Source organism: Streptomyces sp. CA-294286 (assembly GCF_050947155.1).
Classification (GTDB): Bacteria; Actinomycetota; Actinomycetes; order Streptomycetales; family Streptomycetaceae; genus Streptomyces.
In genome coordinates this window covers 2,483,052-2,502,862 of sequence record NZ_CP192005.1, presented here as the reverse complement: position 1 = coordinate 2,502,862, position 19,811 = coordinate 2,483,052, and the positions used below count along the sequence as shown (strand labels likewise).

Genomic DNA, 19,811 nt, shown 5'->3' with positions numbered 1-19,811 from the left:
GCCTGCGCGGAAACACGAACCACGCCCGTGAGTCTCCTCTCTCCTGGTGTCTCTCCTGGTACAAATGGCTTCAATATCGGATGAATGGGTCACCCGGCGCGCGGTGGTAGTCCACTTGGCGTGTATGTTCCGGGGCCGAGAGCCTTGGAAGGGACCAATCCGGTGAACAAGAAGCTTGCAGCCGCACTGTCCGGCGGTGCGGTACTGATGATGGCGGCCACGCTGACCGCCTGCGGCGACAGCCCCGAGGAGAAGGCCAAGAAGGAGCAGGCGGCCTGGTCCAAGTCCTACTGCCCCAAGGAGAAGGCGGCCGAGGAGAAGCGCGTCAAGGCGGACGGCCTGCTCAAGGCGACGGCCGCGGACGGCAAGCCCGAGGACATCAAGAAGGCCGACTCCGAGGCCTTCCAGATGTACGCGGAGGCCGCCAGGGACCGGATCAAGGCGCTGCGCGACGCCGGGCCCCCGCCGGTGGCCAACGGCGAGCGCGACCACAAGGAAATGATCAAGAACCTGGAGGGGCAGGCCACCGCCTTCGACAACCTGAAGAAGCAGGCGGACGCCCTGGACCCGAAGGGCAAGGAGTTCCCGAAGGGCCTGGACAAGCTCGGCGAGGACCTGGGGAAGGTCGGCGAGCTGCCGGTGCCCAAGTCCTTCTGCCCGAGCTCCGGGGGCGCCGGGGCACCGAAGCCGGCGTAGGGCCGCCCGGCTCACGCGGGCAGTCCGGGCCCGTCGCACGGGGGCGGGCCCGGCCGGTACGGCGATTGTCAGTGGCAGCGGCGACAATGGCCGGGTGAGTCAGACCAGCCTTTCCGCGCCCCTGCCCGAGTCCCTGCCCGGCCCCGAGAACGCGGCCGGGCTGCGGGACGCCCTGCTCGCCGCCGCGTTCACCGCCGACGGCCTGCTCGACCTGCTCGGCGCGCCCGCGTACAGCGCCCTGGCGCGCGGCGAGACCGTGCCCGCGCTGCGGGCGACCCGTGGGGACGGGCCGCTCCGGACGCTCGTGCGGCTCTTCCTGCTCCAGGAGTCCGTGCCGACCGCGCGCGCGGCCGAGGTGCTGCCGCTCGCGGAATGCCTGGCCGACGGCTGGCTGGTGGCCGACGGCGACCACGTCCGGGCGACCGTCGACGTGCGTCCTTACGGCGGGGACGAAGGCCAGGACTGGTTCATCGTGTCCGACCTCGGCCGCGCGGTGGGCGGCGCGGGGGGTGCGGGCACCCGCGAGGAGGGCGTCGTGCTCGGCGTCGGAGGCGCGTCCACCACGCTCGCCTCGATCACCGTACGCACCCCCGTCCGTTCCGCCCTCGACCTCGGCACGGGCTCGGGAATCCAGGCGCTGCACGCCGCGCAGCACGCCGTGCGGGTGACGGCGACCGACCTGAATCCGCGCGCGCTCGCCTTCACCCGGCTGACCCTCGCCCTGTCCGGCGCGACACCGGCCGAGCTGCGGGAGGGCTCCCTGTTCGAGCCGGTCGAGGGAGCGACGTACGACCTGATCGTCTCCAATCCGCCCTTCGTGATCTCGCCCGGCGCGCGGTTGACCTACCGGGACGGCGGAATGGGCGGCGACGACCTGTGCCGCGCGCTCGTGTCCGGTGCGGGGGAGCGGCTGAACGAGGGCGGGTACGCGCAGTTCCTGGCCAACTGGCAGCACGTCGAGGGCGAGGACTGGAAGGACCGGCTCCGTTCCTGGGTGCCGGCCGGCTGCGACGCGTGGATCGTGCAGCGCGAAGTGCAGGACATCACGCAGTACGCGGAGCTTTGGCTGCGGGACGCCGGTGACCACCGCAGCGACCCCACCGAGTACGCGGCACGGTACGAGGCGTGGCTCGACGAGTTCGAGGCGCGCGGAACCACCGGGGTGGGCTTCGGGTGGATCACCCTGCGCAAGCGCGGGGCCGGGGCCACGGGTGAGCCGTCGGTCACTGTCGAGGAGTGGCCGCACCCCGTCGAGCAGCCGCTCGGGCCGGTCATCAGGGCGCACTTCGAGCGTCAGGACTACCTGCGGACGCACGACGACGCGGCACTGCTCGCCGACCGGTTCGTGCTGGCCGAGGAGGTCGTGCAGGAACAGATCGGGGTGCCGGGGGACGAGGATCCCGAGTACGTGGTGCTGCGTCAGCACCGGGGAATGCGGCGCGCGACGAAGGTCGACACGGTCGGCGCGGGATTCGCAGGGGTGTCGGACGGATCGCTGAGCGCGGGACAGATTCTGGACGCCATCGCCCAATTGATGGAGGAGGACCCCGTGTTGCTGCGGGACCGGACGCCGGAGGCCATTCGGCTGCTGGTCGAGCAGGGGTTCCTGGTACCGGTGGGGTGAGGGGGCCGGACGGGGCGGGGCGCCGCCTCGCGGGACATCGGCGGGTCACTGTTTTCCGCGGGTCGTGACGCTTCCCGGAACCGCCGGCCCCTGGCGCGACGCTGTCCGGAACCGCCGGCCCCGGGGGTGCGGAGGCGGTCGTCGTGCCGCGTCCCGGCCGCGGTCGGGACGCTGCCGGGAGCCGGGCCGACGCGTCCTCGGATTCCGGGCGGGCCGGGCGCGTCCGGGGGCGGCGTGGCGGTCCGGGCGGCAGGAATGGCGATTGTCGGGTTACCGTCTCCGGTGTGGCCGTTGCGGTCTTTCGGGCTTTTGCCGTTTGACACGGGGGCGGGTTGTACCGTCACACTCCGCAGCGTTACGCGTCCGGCACAGCCGTGCCGGGCGGGTACCGACCACCACTTGTGACCACCGAGTGTCGACCGGAGAGAAGAGCCAAGTTGTCCCCGACCAGCGAGACCGCACAGGGCGGCCGCCGACTCGTCATCGTCGAGTCGCCTGCCAAGGCGAAGACGATCAAGGGCTACCTCGGCCCCGGATACGTAGTCGAGGCGAGCGTCGGGCACATCCGCGACCTCCCCAACGGCGCCGCCGAGGTGCCCGACAAGTACACCGGTGAGGTACGCCGCCTGGGCGTGGACGTCGAGCACGACTTCCAGCCCATCTACGTCGTGAACGCCGACAAGAAGGCGCAGGTCAAGAAGCTCAAGGAGCTGCTGGCCGAGTCGGACGAACTCTTCCTCGCCACCGATGAGGACCGCGAGGGCGAAGCCATCGCGTGGCACCTGCAAGAGGTCCTCAAGCCCAAGGTCCCGGTCCACCGGATGGTCTTCCACGAGATCACCAAGGACGCGATCCGCGAGGCGGTGTCGAACCCGCGCGAGCTGAACAAGCCGATGGTCGACGCCCAGGAGACCCGCCGCATCCTCGACCGGCTCTACGGCTACGAGGTGTCGCCCGTCCTGTGGAAGAAGGTCATGCCGAAGCTCTCGGCGGGCCGGGTGCAGTCCGTCGCGACACGCCTCGTCGTCGCCCGGGAACGCGAGCGCATCGCCTTTCGTTCTGCTGAGTACTGGGACCTCACCGGTACGTTCTCCACCGGACGCACCGGCGACGCCTCCGACCCGTCCTCCCTGGTCGCCCGCCTGACCACGGTCGACGGCAGGCGCGTCGCCCAGGGCCGCGACTTCAGCGCGGACGGACAGCTGAAGAGCGACGTCCTGCACCTGGACGAGGCGAACGCCCGCGCACTGGCCGCCGCCCTCGCCGACTCCTCCTTCGCGGTGCGCTCGGTCGAGTCCAAGCCGTACCGCCGCTCGCCGTACGCCCCGTTCCGTACGACGACCCTCCAGCAGGAGGCGTCCCGCAAGCTCGGCTTCGGCGCGAAGTCGACCATGCAGGTGGCACAGAAGCTGTACGAGAACGGCTTCATCACCTACATGCGTACGGACTCCACGACGCTGTCCGGCACCGCGGTCCAGGCCGCCCGCGCCCAGGTGACGCAGCTGTACGGCGCCGACTACCTGCCGGACAAGCCGCGCACGTACGCCGGGAAGGTCAAAAACGCGCAGGAGGCGCACGAGGCGATCCGCCCGTCGGGTGATCGTTTCCGCACTCCGGCCGAGACCGGTCTGACCGGCGACCAGTTCCGCCTGTACGAGCTGATCTGGAAGCGGACCGTCGCCTCCCAGATGAAGGACGCGGTCGGCAACTCGGTGACCGTGAAGATCGCGGGAACCTCGGCCGACGGCCGGGTCGCCGAGTTCTCGGCCTCCGGCAAGACGATCACCTTCCACGGCTTCATGAAGGCGTACGTCGAAGGCGCCGACGACCCGAACGCGGAGCTCGACGACCGCGAGCGCCGGCTGCCGCAGGTCGCCGAGGGCGACCCGCTCGGCGCCCAGGAGATGAGCGTCGACGGGCACGCCACCAAGCCGCCCGCCCGGTACACCGAGGCCTCGCTGGTCAAGGAGCTGGAAGAGCGCGAGATCGGCCGGCCGTCCACGTACGCCTCGATCATCGGGACGATCCTGGACCGCGGCTACGTCTTCAAGAAGGGGACCGCGCTCGTCCCGTCGTTCCTGTCGTTCGCCGTGGTCAACCTGCTGGAGAAGCACTTCGGCCGGCTCGTCGACTACGACTTCACCGCCCGCATGGAGGACGACCTCGACCGCATCGCGCGGGGCGAGGCCCAGTCCGTGCCGTGGCTGCGGCGGTTCTACTTCGGCGAGGGCGAGGCGGCCGGGCTGGCGTCCGAGGCGGGCAACGGCGACGGCGACCACCTGGGCGGACTCAAGGAGCTCGTCACGGACCTCGGCGCGATCGACGCCCGGGAGATCTCCTCGTTCCCCGTCGGTGACGGGATCGTGCTGCGGGTCGGCCGCTACGGGCCGTACATCGAGCGCGGTGAGAAGGACGCCGAGGGCCACCAGCGCGCCGACGTCCCGGACGACATGGCCCCGGACGAGCTGACCGTGGAGTACGCGGAGGAGCTGCTGGCCAGGCCGAGCGGCGACTTCGAGCTGGGCACGGACCCGGAGACCGGACGGCAGATCGTCGCCAAGGACGGGCGTTACGGCCCGTACGTGACGGAGATCCTGCCCGAGGGCACCCCCAAGACGGGCAAGAACGCAGTCAAGCCGCGGACGGCCTCGCTGTTCAAGTCGATGGCGCTGGACACGGTGACCCTGGCGGACGCCCTGAAGCTGATGTCGCTGCCGCGGGTGGTCGGGGTCGACGCCGAGGGCGTCGAGATCACCGCGCAGAACGGGCGGTACGGGCCGTACCTGAAGAAGGGCACGGACTCGCGGTCGCTGGAGACCGAGGACCAGCTCTTCTCGATCACGGTCGAGGAGGCGCTGGCCATCTACGCCCAGCCCAAGCAGCGCGGGCGGGCCGCCGCCAAGCCGCCGCTGAAGGAACTGGGCACGGACCCGGTGAGCGAGCGTCCGGTCGTGGTGAAGGACGGACGGTTCGGTCCGTACGTCACGGACGGCGAGACGAACGCGACGCTGCGGTCCGGCGACAGCGTCGAGGAGATCACGCCCGAGCGCGGGTACGAGCTGCTCGCGGAGAAGCGGGCGAAGGGCCCGGCGAAGAAGGTCGCCAAGAAGGCGGCCAAGAAGGCCCCCGCGAAGAAGGCTCCGGCGAAGAAGGCCGCGGCCAAGAAGACGGCTTCCGCGACCGCCGCGAAGAAGACGACTGCTGCGAAGAAGGCTCCGGCCAAGAAGACCGCCTCGGCTGCGGAGTAGTCAGGGCGACGGGGGCGGCCCCGACGGCGCGGCGGGTGCGGGATGCCCCCGTGGCGACGGGAGGGTCGTCCCCGACCGCGGCCCCCGGGCGGCGGGGCGGGAGGGCCGCCCGACCGCAGCACGCAGCGGCCGTAGCGGACGGCGGGACGGGACGTCTCCGTGGTGGCGGGAGGGTCGTCCCCGACCTCAGTACCCAGCGGCCGGAGTGGGGCGGACGGCGGGGCGGGATGCTTCCGCGTGGGTGCAGCCCCATCCTTGTCCGCCCTCCGAGCACCCGGCTTCGCGCGTGCAGGGGCCCCGCGTCCCTGGGGCCCGCCGCCCGAGGGGGCGGACGTCGGTCGCCTGGCCCGTCGCCTCCGTGTGCTGACGCAGGAGAGCACCTCATACTCCAGTTCGAGCACTCGCGCATACGCCCCCGGCACTGCGGATAGGCTGGCGGGATGACGCGAGCCGAGCAGCCAACGGTCGTGAGCCCCACCTCCGACGCACTAGCCGCAGACTCCCGCGAGCGAGCCGTCCGGGCTCTCCTGCGCCATCAGCCGCTCAAGCGGCTGTGGAGCGCACAGCTCGTCAGCGGTGTCGGAGACGCTCTCGCCCTTCTCGTACTTCTCCTGCTGACGCTGGAGGCATCGGGCCCCCGGGCGGTCTTCGGTGGCGACTACCGCGGTGTCGCCCTCGTCGTGGCCACCGTGTTCGGTGCCCGACTCCTCGCCACGCTCCTCTTCGGCGCCGTGCTCCTCGGCCCGCTCTCCGCGCTCGTCGCGCCGGGCGGTCCGCTCGACCGGCGGTGGGCGATGCTCACCGCCGACGGACTGCGGGTCGCGCTGCTCGTCGTCGCCCCGCTGTGGGTGGTCTGGCTGCCCGCAAAGGCGACGGCGATGCTGCTGGTCACGGTGTTCATCGCGGGGGTCGCGGAGCGGTTCTGGTCGGTGGCGCACGAGAGCGCCGCCCCCGCGCTGCTGCCCGCGCCGCCGATCGAGGGCGCTGCGGTGCGGCCGCTTCCGGATCACCTCGGGGCCCTGCGGAAGCTGTCCCTCCGTACACGCTTCGTGGCCATCCCCGTCGCCGCTGCCGCTCTGCTGGCCGCCACGCTGCTCGGTCGGCTGCTGGGAACCGGGCTCGACTGGTTCTCGCACCACCAGGCGGCACTCGGCTCGTACCTCGCCGCAGGGCTTTTCGCGGCTTCCGTTTCGGTCCTCGCGCTGCTTCAGCTGCCCGACGCGCACACCCCGCGTCCCCGGTCGCCGCTGGAGGGGCTGCGTCGTCCCAGTAGTACCGGGAACGGCCCCGACAGGGGGCGTACCGGTGCCATTCCGCTTCTGGTCCCGGCCTGTGCGGCCGTGACCGCGGCGATCGCCGCCGCCGGGGCCGTCTCCGTACTGCATGCGGTGGACCTCGGGCGCGGCCCGGCGGTCTTCGCGCTGCTCGTGCTGGCCCTCGCGGCCGGTACGGGCCTGGGTGTTCGCGGCGCCGCCCGGATCCTGCCCGCCCTGTCGCGCCGCCGCCTGCTGGCGCTGGCGATCGCCGTCACCGGGATCGCGCTGCTGGCCATGGGCGTCGTGCCCGACACCACCACCGTGCTGCTCCTCGCCCTCCTCGCGGGCTTCGCCGCGGGCGTCGCCGCGAACACCGGGCACACCCTGCTCGACCTGGAGACCGAGGACTACCGCCGGGCCCGCACGACCGAGCACCTCCAGGCGTTCGTACGCCTCTGCGGCGCACTCGGCGTTCTCGCCGGGCCGCTGCTGGCCGCCGCGATCGGCTACCACCGGCTGGAGGGCGGAAGCTTCGTCTTCATCAGGGGAGGCGGTGCCGGGTACACGTTGATGCTGGTCGGAGCCCTGTTGCTGCCCGTGGCCGCGCTCGTGCTCGCCAAGACGGACGACCGGCAGGGGGTGCCCCTGCGACGTGATCTGCGCGAGGCGATCCGGGGCGGCGAGCCGACGCAGGCGCCGTCCGCGACCGGGTTCTTCATCGCCCTGGAGGGCGGCGACGGAGCCGGGAAGTCCACCCAGGCCAAGGTGCTCGCCGACTGGATACGGGCCAAGGGCCACGAGGTCGTCGTCACCCGCGAACCCGGTGCGACACCGATCGGCAAGCGGCTGCGGTCGATCCTGCTGGACGTGTCGAGCGCGGGCCTGTCGAACCGCGCGGAGGCGCTGCTGTACGCCGCCGACCGGGCGGAACACGTGGACTCGGTCGTACGCCCGGCCCTGGAGCGCGGCGCGGTCGTCATCACCGACCGGTACATCGACTCCTCGGTGGCGTACCAGGGCGCCGGCCGAGACCTGGCCCCCACCGAGATCGCCCGCATGTCGCGGTGGGCCACGCACGGCCTCGTACCGCATCTGACGGTGCTGCTGGACGTGTCGCCGGAGACGGCGCGCGAACGCTTCACCGAGGCGCCGGACCGCTTGGAATCGGAGCCTCCGGAGTTCCACGCGCGGGTACGGTCCGGATTCCTGACCCTGGCGGCGGCCGACGCGAGCCGTTACCTGGTCGTCGACGCGGGCCAGGATCCCGAGGCGGTCAGCACGGTCGTACGCCACCGGCTCGATCAGATGCTGCCGATGTCCGAGCAGGAGATCGCCGCCGCCGAAGCCGCCCGCAAGGCCGCCGAGGAGGAGGCGCGTCGCCTCGCCGAGGAAGAGGCCGCGCGCAAGGCCGAGGAGGAGCGGATCGAGCGCGAACGACAGGAACAGCTCGCCCGGCTGCGCGCCGAGGAGGAGGAGCGCAAGCGCCGCGAGATCGAGGAGGCGCGCCGGCGGGAGGCGGAGCGGCAGGCCGAGGAGGCCAGGCTGCGGGCCGAGGAGGCGCGTCGGCTCGCCGAGGAGGAGCGGGTGCGCCGCGAGGCCGAGGCCAAGGCGCGGGCGGCCGAGCAGGAACGCCTGCGCAAGCAGGCCGAGGAGGAGGCCCGGCTGCGCGCGGAGGCGGAGGAACGCCGACGCGAGAAGCAGCGCAAGGCGGAGGAGGCGCTGCTGCGGGCCGAGGAGGCCAGGCGGGCGACGGAGGCGGCGAACGCGGCGGCTGCCGCGGCGGCCGTGTCGGCCGCGAGCGCCGGCCCGACGCGCGCGTCCCGCCCTGCCTCGCCTCCCGCCCCGGGAACTCCCTCCGCCTCGCCCTCTGCCCCCGGCACTCGCCCTGCCCCCGGAACTCGGCCTGCCCCCGGAACTCGCCCTGCTCCCGGAGCCGCTGCTCCTGGAACTCCCCCCGCTCCCGGAGCGGCTGCTTCCGGAGCTGCCGCTTCCGGTCGTGCTTCGTTGCGCAAGCAGCCGGAGTCCGACAGCGAGGTGACGGTGCCGACTCCGGTCGTACGGCTGGACCTGACGAAGGACGACGCGCCAACCACGACTCCCTCGGCCGACACTGCGCCGACCACGGCTCCCTCGGCTCCGACCGACCCGCGCGCGGACATGGAGGAGACGACGGTGCTGCCGCAGGCTCCTTCGCGGACGGAGCACTCGCAGGCGTACCCGCCGTCGGGTTCGTCGGCGGGTTCGGCTGCGGACGAGACCGCGGTGCTGCCGCCGGTCCGACCGGGCCGGGCGGCTCCGACTTCTCCGGCGGTCCCGAGTTCCCCGGCGGCTCCGACTTCTCCGACCGACGAGACAGCTGTGCTGCCGCCCGTGCGGGACGCCGGGGTCCGGGGCGGGCCGGACGCGGGGACGCGCGGCGAACCGGCGGACCGGGTTCCGCGCGGGTACTTCCGCGACGAGGCAGCGGCGACCGGCGGCGGGGAGGACCGGACTCGCGAACTTCCCCAGTTCGACCCGGACGCCCAGGGCGGCGGGGCACCCGAACGTCCGCGCCGCCGCTCGGACTGGGCGGAGGAGACCCCGCTGGACGACCTGCCGTCGCTGGCGGACGAGCTGCTGGGCGATCCGGACGGGGAGAACGGCGACCGCGGGAACAGGCGCGGCAAGGGACGTCGCTGAACGGGCCTGGTAGCGGGGCGACAGCCGCTCCGAGCCGGTGAAATCCGGGTGGGGGGACGCGTTGGCCTCGCGGGACGAGGAGGCGTCGAACCCGGGCGATACGGGTGGGGAGATGGGCTGAGCGCGGGAGGTACGGCTGGGGAGACGTGCTGGGCCCGTGGGGGACGAGCCGGGTGACGCGCCGGCCCTGCGGGGACGGGCAGCTGCGGGCACGGGCAGCACGGAGACCCGCTGAGCCCGAGGTCCGATGGGAGCCCCGCTCGACAGGGGGTCCCCGGCGGAGCGGCGGAGGGAGGCGCTCCGCTGAAGCCCGTCCCTCGTTGCCGGTGGTTGTCCCTCGTTGTCAGTGGGTGCCGTCACAATGGACCCGGGGCACGACCCGCGGGCCGTCCAGGGACGCGCCCCGCTGGCTCGCACCACCACCGCCCCGCCACGAGAGGAAGGAGGGCAACCCCCCACATGACCGTCTGGGACGATCTCGTCGGACAGGCACGCGTTCAGGAACAGCTCGCCGGCGCCGCCAAGGACGCCGACGCGCAGGTCACACTCCAGACCTCTGGAGAGTCCGCACCCGACGCCTCCAAGATGACGCACGCCTGGCTGTTCACCGGCCCCCCCGGTTCCGGCCGCTCCACCGCCGCCCGCGCCTTCGCCGCCGCCCTCCAGTGCGTCAGCCCGGACCGTGCCCTCGGCGGCATCCCGGGCTGCGGATTCTGCGACGGCTGCCACACCACCCTCATCGGCACGCACGCCGACGTGGAGATCGTCCGTACGGACATGCTCTCCATCGGTGTGAAGGAGACCCGGGACCTGGTCCGCCGTGCCCAGCTCTCGCCCGCTGTGGGCCGCTGGCAGGTCATCGTCCTGGAGGACGCCGACCGGCTCACCGAGGGCGCGGGCAACGTGCTCCTGAAGGCCGTCGAGGAGCCCGCCCCCCGTACGGTCTGGCTGCTCTGCGCGCCCTCCCTCGAAGACGTGCTGCCCACCATCCGCTCCCGCTGTCGGCACCTCACGCTGAGCACGCCCTCGGTCGCGGCGGTGGCCGACGTCCTCGTACGCCGGGACGGCATCGATCCCGAAGCGGCGATGACCGCCGCCCGCGCCACCCAGGGCCACATCGGCCGCGCCCGGCGTCTGGCGACCGACGAACGGGCCCGCAGGAGACGTGCCGCGGTCCTGCGTCTCCCGTTCCGCACCGACGACATCGGCGCCTGCCTGAAGGCCGCCCAGGAACTCGTCGACGCGGCGGCCGAGGACGCCAAGCAGGTGGCCGAGGACGTCGACGGGAAGGAGACCGAGGACCTGAAGGCGGCGCTGGGCGCGTCCACCGGCGGGCGCATGCCGCGCGGCACGGCGGGCGCGATGAAGGAGCTGGCCGACCGCCAGAAGCGCCGTTCCACCCGCACCCAGCGCGACAGCCTGGACCTGGCTCTCACCGACCTGACCGGCTTCTACCGCGACGTGCTCGCCCTCCAGCTGGGCTCGTCGGTGGCGCTGGCCAACGAGGACGTACGGGATTCCCTGGACCGGATCGCCCGCGACTCCACCCCCGAACGCACCCTGCGCCGCATCGAGTCGATCATCGCCTGCCGCGAAGCCCTGGACCGCAACGTGGCGCCGCTCCTGGCGGTCGAGGCGATGGCGGTGTCCTTGCGTACGGGCTGAAGGCGACATGGCCCGACGGCCCCGCCGCGCGAGCCGACAGCCAGAGGGAGGCCGCGCCCTGTTCGCCTCCGCGCCGAGGCGCCCCGTTGACCGCCTCACTCGTACGGGGACCCGGGCGCACCGGGCATGCACGGCACGTCACGTCCCGACTACGCTCCGGGCATGGACACCAGGCCCCCGCTCCGCACCTCGCCCCGCTCCCGGCTGCGTACGTCAGTCGCCCTCCTCGCCGCGACCGGCCTGCTGATCGGGGGTGCTTCCGGATGCTCGTCGGGCACGGCGTCCCCGCCGCTCAAGACGGTGTCCACCTCCACCCAGGGCCAGGCGCAGGGCTCCTCCGGCGCCGACCGGGCGGCCCTCGCCCCGTACTACGCGCAGAAACTGACGTGGCGCCAGTGCGGTGTCCCCGGTTTCGAGTGCGCCACCATGCAGGCCCCCCTCGACTACGCGAAGCCCGGCAGCGGCAGCGGAGGCAGCGGCGACATCAAGCTCGCCGTGTCCCGGGTCAAGGCCACCGGCCCCGGCACGCGCATCGGGTCTCTGCTGGTGAACCCGGGCGGACCGGGCGGTTCCGCGATCGGATACCTCCAGGCGTACGCGGGCCTCGGCTACCCCGCGCCGGTCCGCGCCCGCTACGACATGGTCGCCGTAGACCCCCGCGGCGTCGCCCGCAGCGAACCCGTCCAGTGCCTGACCGGCAAGGAGATGGACGCGCACACCCAGGTCGACCAGACCCCCGACGACGCAGCCGAAGTGGCCGCGTTGTCCGCCGCGTACGAGAAGTTCTCGGCCGGCTGCAAGAAGCGCTCCGCCCGCATTCTGCCGCACGTCTCCACGGTGGAGGCGGCCCGCGACATGGACCTCCTCCGCGAGATCCTCGGTGACGAGAAGCTCCAGTACGTCGGCGCCTCGTACGGCACCTTCCTGGGGGCCACCTACGCGGAACTCTTCCCGGACCGCACCGGACGCCTGGTCCTGGACGGCGCGATGGACCCCTCGCTGCCGGCGCGCGACCTGAACCGCGACCAGACGGCCGGCTTCGAGACGGCAGTCCAGTCCTTCGCCGCCGACTGCGTCAAGCAGCGGGCCTGTCCCCTCGGCACCGGCACCCCGACCCAGGCCGCCACCCGACTGAAGGCCCTCCTCACCGCTCTCGACACCAAGCCCGCCCCCACCAAGGACAAGAACCGCCCCCTCGGCGAAGCCCTCGCCACCATGGGGGCCATCGCCGCCATGTACGACGAGGGAGCCTGGCCGAGGCTCCGCGCCGGCCTCGAAGCCGCCCAGCAGGGCGACGGCAACGGCCTGCTGGCCCTCGCCGACAGCTACTACGAGCGCGGGCCCAGCGGCGAGTACGCCAACCTGATGTACGCCAACACCGCCGTCAACTGCCTCGACCTCCCCCCGGCGTTCACCACCACCGCCGACGTCGAGGCCGCGCTCCCCTCCTTCGAGAAGGCCTCCCCCGTCTTCGGCGCGGGCCTGGCCTGGGCCTCCCTGAACTGCGCCTCCTGGCCGGTCCCCGCCACCGGAAAACCGCACCGCATCGAAGCCAAGGGCGCCGCTCCGATCGTCGTCGTCGGCACCACCCGCGACCCGGCCACCCCGTACAAGTGGGCCAGGTCCCTGGCCGCCCAGCTCGCCAGCGGCACCCTGCTCACCTACGACGGCGACGGCCACACGGCGTACGGCCGGGGCAGCGACTGCATCGACACCGCGATCAACGCCTACCTCCTGGAAGGCACCCCTCCGCAAGACGGCAAACAGTGCTCCTGACCTGCGCGGAACCCCTCGCTCCGGGGGTGGACGGAGCACCCCCGGAAACTGTGTAGACTTGGGCACGCTGCTGATCGCACCATGGTGTGAACACGGCGGCGCCGCCTTAGCTCAGTTGGCCAGAGCAACGCACTCGTAATGCGTAGGTCTCGGGTTCGAATCCCGAAGGCGGCTCGGATCAGCCCCAGGACTCACTCGCCGTGACCTGGGGCTTTTTCATGTTTGGGGGACGTGCCGGGTGCACGGCGCAGGCGGCCCCGCGACCCCCAGTGGTCTCGGTCGGCCAACGGCGGCACAGCTCGTCGAGCAATCGCGCATACGTGAACACGTCCCGGCGTTTCGTCCCCCGCCTGGTGCCGTCCGCGCGGCACCAGGCGTCATCCGCGCAGCACCGAGCGTCGTCCGCGCGGGGCAACCTCACCGCTGCTTCATCCATGACGACAGAGGGTGTCGGGTTTGCGGCCGACGATGGGCGTATGCGCGAAACCCCAGAAGAACTCGACAAGCTCCAGTCCCTGCTCGACTCCTCCCTCTCCGGCTCGACCGCACACCTCCGCTCGATCGTCGAGGGCCACACCATCACGGCGGCGCAGCTCACCGGGGCCCTCACCGGCATGTGCACGCTCGCCCTCTCCACGGTGACCGCCAAGGGCGAACCGCGGATCAGCGGCGCCGACGGGCATTTCCTGCACGGCCGGTGGCACTTCGGTACGGCGCGCAAAGCCGCCAAGGCCCGTCATCTCGCGGCCCGTCCGGCCGCCAGCGTCGCGCACATGCGCGGCGAGGACCTCGGCGTGTTCACCCACGGCACGGTGGAGGAGCTGAACCCCGAGGGCGCCGGGACCTCGGCCGACTGGCAGGAACTCCTCGCCTACTTGAAGGACTTCTACGAGGACGACGCCTTCGACTGGAACCGCGAGGTCGTCTACTACCGGCTCAACCCGCACTGGATGACCGTCTACGCCCCCGACCTCGACAAGCTCACCGGTCCATGACGCCGGGCCCGGTGACGGAGGGCCTGGGCGTCGGTACGGCGCCTGCGGTACGCGGCGGCGCCGTGCCGACCTGCCCCGCACCCACGTGCGCGCAGGTGCCGGCCGGGTTCGGGGGTGCGTGGGGCGCGTTGATCTCCGAAGAAGAGCAGGTGACTTGACACTAAAGTGCATGTGCGTGCAACCTTCTTCGTGTTCCGCGTATCCCCTGCCGAATCGTCGGGGGATGTCATTGCGTGTGCGATCAAATAACTGGAGGTCTGCGCATGACTGATCCCGTCAAGATCAAGATCTGGTCCGACTACGTCTGCCCCTTCTGCATGCTGGCCGAGGGCCCCCTCGAAGAGGCGGTCGCGGATGTCGGCGTCGAGGTGGAGATCGAGTGGATGCCGTTCGAGCTGCGTCCCCACCCGCAGCCCACCCTGCGGCCGGAGGACGAGTACCTTCCGGCCATCTGGCAGCGGGCCGTCTACCCCATGGCCCGTCGTCTGGGGGTCGACATCACGCTCCCCACCGTGTCCCCGCAGCCGTACACCGCCCTCGCCTTCGAGGGGTACCAGTACGCGGCGGAGCACGGCCTGGGGACCGCCTACACCCGGCGGATGTTCCGCGCCTTCTTCCAGGAGAGTCAGGACCTGGGGGAGATCGACGTCCTCACCGCACTGGCCGGCGAGGTCGGCCTCGACGAGGCGGGCTTCCGGGGTGCGTTGACGGACGGCACGTACCGCGCCAAGCACCAGGAGGCGCTGCGCGAGGCGGCGGCCCATCGGGTGCAGTCGGTTCCCACCCTGCTGGTCGGTGACACCCGGATCGAGGGCGTCCCGCGTCCCGCGCAGTTGCGCAAGGCGATCCTCGACGCTCAGGCGCAGCAGTCCGAGGGCACCCTGTACGGGGCTGCGTGCGGTATCGACGGGGGTTGCTGAGGTGAGCGGCACGCATCCGGAGGGACGTTCCGGCAGCCCTTCCGGGGCCCGGCCCGGCGGTCGCGCCGTCGCTCGACCCGATGCCGGGGCCGGTGCTCCGTCCGGCATCCGGCCCGGCGAATCGTCCGGCGCTCCGTCCGGCATCCGGTCCGGTGACCCGTCAGGCACTCCGTCCGGCATCCGGTCCGGTGCACCGTCCGGCGTTGCGCCCACGGTGACGCCCGGTGCGCCGTCCGGGAGGCCTCCCGGCGCACATCCCGCCCTCACCGCCTGTCGTTTCGCGGGGCTCGAACTGCGCAACCGGTTCGCCCTCGCCCCCATGACCCGGGTGTCCGCCACCGAGGACGGCAGGGCCACGGCGGAGATGGCCGAGTACTACGGGGCCTTCGCCGAGGGCGGGTTCGCGCTCCTGGTGACCGAAGGGACGTACGCCGACACCGCGTTCAGCCAGGGGTACCTGCACCAGCCGGGCATCACGGACGAGGCGCAGGCCGCTGCCTGGCGGCCCGTCGTGGAGCGGGCCCACGCGGCCGGGGCGCGCATCGTCCTTCAGTTGATGCACGCCGGGGCTCTCGCGCAGGGCAACCGCTTCCGCGACGGGACCGCGGGTCCCTCGGCGGTGCGGCCGTTGGGCGAGCAGCTGGCCAAGTACCGGGGGGACGGGCGTTGGCCGGTTCCGTCGGAGATGACGGCCGGACAGGTCTGCGAGGCGGTCCACGGCTTCGCGACCGCGGCGGTGCGGGCCCGGGAGGTCGGGTTCGACGGCGTGGAGGTCCATGCGGCCAACGGCTATCTGCTCGACCAGTTCCTCACCCCGTACACGAACACGCGGACTGACGCGTACGGAGGCGGCCTCGAAGGGCGTCTGCGGCTCGTACGGGAAGTGGTGTCCGAGGTCGCGCGGGCGGTGGGGTCGGGTTTTCCGGTCGGTGTCCGGTTCTCGCAGGCGAAGATCAACGACCCCTCGTGGCGGTGGCCCGGCGGGGACGCCGAGGCGGGCGCCGTCTTCTCGGCGGCAGCCGAAGCGGGGGCGGGCTACGTGCACCTCGCGGGCGGCCGGCGGGACTGGCTCCCCGGTGAGCCGACGCTTGCCGCGCTCGCCCGGAAGGTCACCGGACTTCCGGTGATGGCCAACGGCGGGCTGCACCAGGAAACGCCGGCCCGGCGCGTCCTGGACGAACGGCACGCCGACGTCCTGGCCATCGGGACGGCCGCGCTGGCCAACCCCGACCTGCCGCGCAGGGTGGCCGCGGGCGTGGCCCTGGCGCCGTTCGATCCCGGGGTGCTGGAGCCGTTGGCGACGCTGTCCAACGCCCGCCTCCGCGCGACGGCTTGACAGTCATTACTTGCACATACAAGATTAGTACCCAAGGCCGGAACGCCGACGGCGATCTGATGTCAGCATCTTCTTGCTTGTGCAGACAAGCAGTAGGTGCGGGTCACTCGGGAGACGAACTGCTCATGCGTACACACGACAGCGAACTGACACACGGCAGCGAACTGATGGAATACGCCCACGAAGCGATCCGGCTCAGCCGCGAGCACGTCGCACAGGGCGGCATCCCCTTCTCCGGCGTGGTCGTGGGCAGCGGACGGATCCTGGGGACCGGCTTCAACCGGGTCCGCGAGGACAACGACCCCACCGCCCACGCCGAGGTCGTCGCCCTCCGGGAGGCCACCGCCAAGCACGGCATCCGCGCCGTGGCCGGAGCCACCCTGATCGCCTCCGGTGAACCCTGCGCCCTGTGCTACATGGCGTCTTTGTACGCCGGTGTCGGCCACATCGTGCACGTCGCCGACCGCAGGACCGCCGCCCGGTACGGGTTCGACTACACGAGCTCGTACTCCCTCTTCGCCGAGGACCCGGCGGACTGGCCGCTTCAGGTCACGGCGCTGCAACTCCCCGAAGCGGAGCAGCCGTTCCAGGACTTCCTCTCCCTGAGCCGCGCCGGTCGGTAGCCGGACCGCCTCTCTCCGCCGCCCCGTACGCCCCGCGTCCGGTACGACCCGCATTCCGGTACGACCCGCGTCCCGTACGACCCGCGTGCCCGTACGACGCCCCTCCCTCTCCTCCTCCATACACCGCACGGAAGGACCACCCCCATGCACTGGCTCTACCTCGCGATCGCCGTCGCCTTCGAGACCACGGTCGCCATCGCCGCCGGCAAGGCCGAAGGCTTCAAGAACCGCAAGTGGACCGCCATCACCCTGCTCAGCGGAGCCGCCGCGACCTTCTTCCTCAGCAAGGCGCTGCTGACCTTCGAGGTCGGCGTCGGCTACGCCCTGTGGACGTCCGTCGCCGGTGTCGGCATCACGGTCATCGGAGCGCTGTTCTTCGCCCAGCGCCTGAACCTGCACAAGCTGATCGGCATCGCCCTCGTCATCGGCGGGGTCGTCGGCCTGCAGCTGAGCGGCTCCGCCTGAGCCCGGAGCCCGGCCTCCCCGACTTCGCACCCCGCTCCACCCGCAACCACCTGACGACCTTTCACGAGAGGACCCACCTCCCATGTCCAACGCAGCCCGGAGCTCCGCCAACGCCTGGCTCATGCTCCTCCTCGCCGGAGTCTTCGAGATCGGGTACGCGCTCGCCGTCGGCGGCAGCGAGGGCTTCACCCGCCTGACCTGGTCCCTGGTCGCCGTCGTGTTCTTCCTGCTCACGCTCTACGCACTGAGCCTCGCCCTTCGCACGATCGACGTGAGCGTCGGCTATGCCGTCTGGGCCGGCATCGGCGCGGTGGGCGCCGCGGTCTTCGGTCCGCTCTTCTTCGACGAGACCCTCACGCTGACCAAGGGCATCTGGCTGGCGGTCATCATCGTCGGGGTCATCTGGCTCAAGCTCGCCGACCGCACGAAGGCTCCCGCCGCGGACGCCGGGACCCCGGAAGCCGGACGCCTCGCGGACCGTCCCGGAGCGGTGACGGTCTGACGTACGCCGACGACAACGCCCACAGGCGCCTGCTGCCCTTCTCCGACAAGGGCACCCGGCGCCTGTGGCGTGCGTACGGCGTTGACGATCGCGCCGGCGCCGACCGGGGCCTGAGGGTGGTGCTCGCAGCGCGGGTGCACGGGTCCCCGGCACCACGCGTGGCCGCCCACCGGCCGACTCCGTCCGATCCGGAATCCAGCCCTCGCGCCGCACCACGTCCGTGCTGGGCGGTGACATCGCCCCGCGCACCCGAGAGTCGACGCCCAGTGACCACCTCATCGACTCAACCGGAACAATGAGGCTGAGCGCTGTGGCGATCCGTCTCGGCCAGGTGTCTCCGGTACCAGTCGGCCGCATCAGTGAGCCAGGACAGCGGATCGGGGGCGGGGGCGACGCCGAACGCGTTCCACACCTCCTCGCTCAGGTACCAGTGGTCCTCAGCAAGCAACCGGAACTGACGCTCGCTCACCCAACCGGGCCGTTCACCGAGCGCGGCCAGGCACCGGTCGAGCGGCCAATCCTCCGTCGGGTCCACCACAAGTCCGCGCGCGGCCAGCGAGGAGATCAAGTCGGCGATCGGCACGGGGCGCGGATGGTTCGCGTGAAAGATGCGTCCTTCCGTTTCCGGGGCGGGCTGTACGACCGTGATCCCGGCGATCAGCCGGGCCAGGTCGTGCACGGAGATCACGGAGTGCAGTGCCTGTCCGCCGCCCCAGCGTGCAGGCACCCTGTGGAGAGCGTCCGCGAGTGCGGGCACCACCCATCGGTCGCCTGCGCCGACGACCAGACCGGGCCGCAGCACCACCCCGTGGGCATCGAGGACCGACTGCTCGGCGGCACGACGACTTGCGCTGGCCACCGAAAGCGGACCGGGCTCGACCTGTTCGACAGCGATCCCACGGTGTACTCCGGCCCCGTACGCGGCGGCCGTCGACAGCAGGACCGTGCGCCGGATTCCGGAGCGCTCGGCTTCGCGCACCACCTCACGAGTGCCGAGTGTGTTGACGCGGTGACAGCGTGCGGGGTCGGACCCGATGTACGAAGCGAGTTGCAGCAGTACGTCACTGCCCTTGCACAGACCGCGTAAGGAGGGCGGCTCCGCAAGATCGGCTTCGACCCACTCGACCCCTGCCCGCTCCTCGACGGCCGGGGCGTGACGCCCCACGGCTCTGACCTCCACCCCGAGGCGCAGGAGTTGGTCCACCACGGCGCCACCGATGAAGCCGGTCGCGCCGATGACTGTGGCCCTCACGCGCTCTGCTCGGCCGACGGGGCATCGTCAATGACGATCGCTCTCCTGGCCTGCGGGGACGCCACGGACGGTAGGAGGTAGCGCCACAGCATACGGATCCGTGCAGGCAAGTCAGCGCGGTGGGTGGTGATCTGGGAGAAGAGCTGCATTCCGGTGAACGAACCCACCAGGAGCCAGGACACCTCATCCACCAGTGCGTCGTGGGCCAGTTCGCCCCGGGAGCGGGCGGCAAGCAACTGTTCGTCGAAGACCTGGACCCATCCCTGATATGCCTCGTCGTCCTGCAGGCCGAACTCGCCTTGCTCCACGGCAAGCCGCACGCCGCCACGCAGGACCGGGTCGACCTGCAACTGCCGGGCCAGGTACAGGGTGATGTATACGAGCCGCTGCAACCCGTCCGGGCCGCCCGGAAGTTCGAGGTGCTGGCCTTGCTCGACCATCACGGCCTTGGCGAGGCCTTCCTTGGAGCCGAAGTGGAAGTAGAGCGCCCCTGCCGTCACGCCGGCGCGCTTGAGGATGCGGGTGATGCTGGCCCCCGCGTAGCCGGACTCGTCGAAGACCTCTGCTGCAGCGAGCAGGAGGGTGCGGCGGGTCTGTTCCGCCCGCTCCTGTTTCAGTTGCGCCATATCTCTCACCTTCCCAAAAAGAACGCTCCTTACGTTATCCGAGGGTCCCCCGGTTTGAGCAAGTCCGGTTTATAGGCATTGAGTTGCTAATATCCCCTAATCCCCTCGCGAAAAAAACAAAGAGATTGCGACCTCTTGACGTAATAAA

General features: G+C 71.6%; 14 protein-coding genes and 1 tRNA gene. 13 read left to right on the top strand and 2 right to left on the bottom strand.

The genetic code is table 11. The features are described 5' to 3' along the window. Positions 1-162: 162 nt before the first annotated feature. The 13 genes from ACQPZG_RS15835 to ACQPZG_RS15775 all read left to right on the top strand — a co-directional run bounded on the left by ACQPZG_RS15835 (position 163) and on the right by ACQPZG_RS15775 (position 17,785). Entirely contained in the window at positions 163-696 is a 534-nt protein-coding gene (locus ACQPZG_RS15835) for a small secreted protein (protein WP_433546407.1), read from the top strand. Between the two features lie 94 nt (positions 697-790). Then, entirely contained in the window at positions 791-2,320 is a 1,530-nt protein-coding gene (locus ACQPZG_RS15830) for a DUF7059 domain-containing protein (RefSeq protein WP_433546406.1), read from the top strand. A 437-nt stretch (positions 2,321-2,757) separates the two neighbouring features. Beyond that, the gene (topA, locus tag ACQPZG_RS15825) at positions 2,758-5,568 is read left to right on the top strand and encodes a type I DNA topoisomerase (protein ID WP_433546405.1); all 2,811 of its coding nucleotides are present in this window, start codon (positions 2,758-2,760) and stop codon (positions 5,566-5,568) included. 440 nt (positions 5,569-6,008) lie between these two features. Beyond that, positions 6,009-9,503, top strand: coding sequence for a dTMP kinase (gene tmk, locus ACQPZG_RS15820; RefSeq protein WP_433546404.1), 3,495 nt, complete (start codon positions 6,009-6,011; stop codon positions 9,501-9,503). Positions 9,504-9,962: 459 nt separating this feature from the next. Beyond that, complete coding sequence (locus tag ACQPZG_RS15815) at positions 9,963-11,168, top strand: DNA polymerase III subunit delta' (RefSeq protein ID WP_433546403.1); 1,206 nt, start codon at positions 9,963-9,965, stop codon at positions 11,166-11,168. Between the two features lie 162 nt (positions 11,169-11,330). Further along, complete coding sequence (locus ACQPZG_RS15810; protein WP_433546402.1) at positions 11,331-12,944, top strand: alpha/beta hydrolase; 1,614 nt, start codon at positions 11,331-11,333, stop codon at positions 12,942-12,944. Between the two features lie 100 nt (positions 12,945-13,044). Continuing rightward, a tRNA-Thr gene (locus tag ACQPZG_RS15805) sits at positions 13,045-13,118 on the top strand. Positions 13,119-13,420: 302 nt separating this feature from the next. Continuing rightward, positions 13,421-13,939, top strand: a complete 519-nt coding sequence (locus ACQPZG_RS15800; protein ID WP_433546401.1) for a pyridoxamine 5'-phosphate oxidase family protein — start codon at positions 13,421-13,423, stop codon at positions 13,937-13,939. 263 nt (positions 13,940-14,202) lie between these two features. Then, the gene (locus ACQPZG_RS15795; RefSeq protein ID WP_433546400.1) at positions 14,203-14,859 is read left to right on the top strand and encodes a DsbA family oxidoreductase; all 657 of its coding nucleotides are present in this window, start codon (positions 14,203-14,205) and stop codon (positions 14,857-14,859) included. Positions 14,860-15,073: 214 nt separating this feature from the next. Then, positions 15,074-16,195, top strand: a complete 1,122-nt coding sequence (locus ACQPZG_RS15790; RefSeq protein WP_433546399.1) for an NADH:flavin oxidoreductase — start codon at positions 15,074-15,076, stop codon at positions 16,193-16,195. A 125-nt stretch (positions 16,196-16,320) separates the two neighbouring features. After that, entirely contained in the window at positions 16,321-16,818 is a 498-nt protein-coding gene (locus tag ACQPZG_RS15785) for a nucleoside deaminase (protein ID WP_433546398.1), read from the top strand. A gap of 144 nt (positions 16,819-16,962) precedes the next feature. Further along, entirely contained in the window at positions 16,963-17,283 is a 321-nt protein-coding gene (locus ACQPZG_RS15780; protein ID WP_433546397.1) for a DMT family transporter, read from the top strand. Positions 17,284-17,365: 82 nt separating this feature from the next. Next, positions 17,366-17,785: a DMT family transporter gene (locus ACQPZG_RS15775; RefSeq protein ID WP_433546396.1), complete on the top strand. Its 420-nt coding sequence runs from the start codon at positions 17,366-17,368 to the stop codon at positions 17,783-17,785. 283 nt (positions 17,786-18,068) lie between these two features. Here ACQPZG_RS15775 and ACQPZG_RS15770 read toward each other — a convergent pair whose 3' ends face one another. Next, entirely contained in the window at positions 18,069-19,037 is a 969-nt protein-coding gene (locus ACQPZG_RS15770; protein WP_433546395.1) for an NAD-dependent epimerase/dehydratase family protein, read from the bottom strand. Beyond that, positions 19,034-19,663: a ScbR family autoregulator-binding transcription factor gene (locus ACQPZG_RS15765; RefSeq protein ID WP_433546394.1), complete on the bottom strand. Its 630-nt coding sequence runs from the start codon at positions 19,661-19,663 to the stop codon at positions 19,034-19,036. Before ACQPZG_RS15765 ends, ACQPZG_RS15770 begins: the two co-directional genes overlap by 4 nt. Positions 19,664-19,811 lie beyond the last annotated feature (148 nt).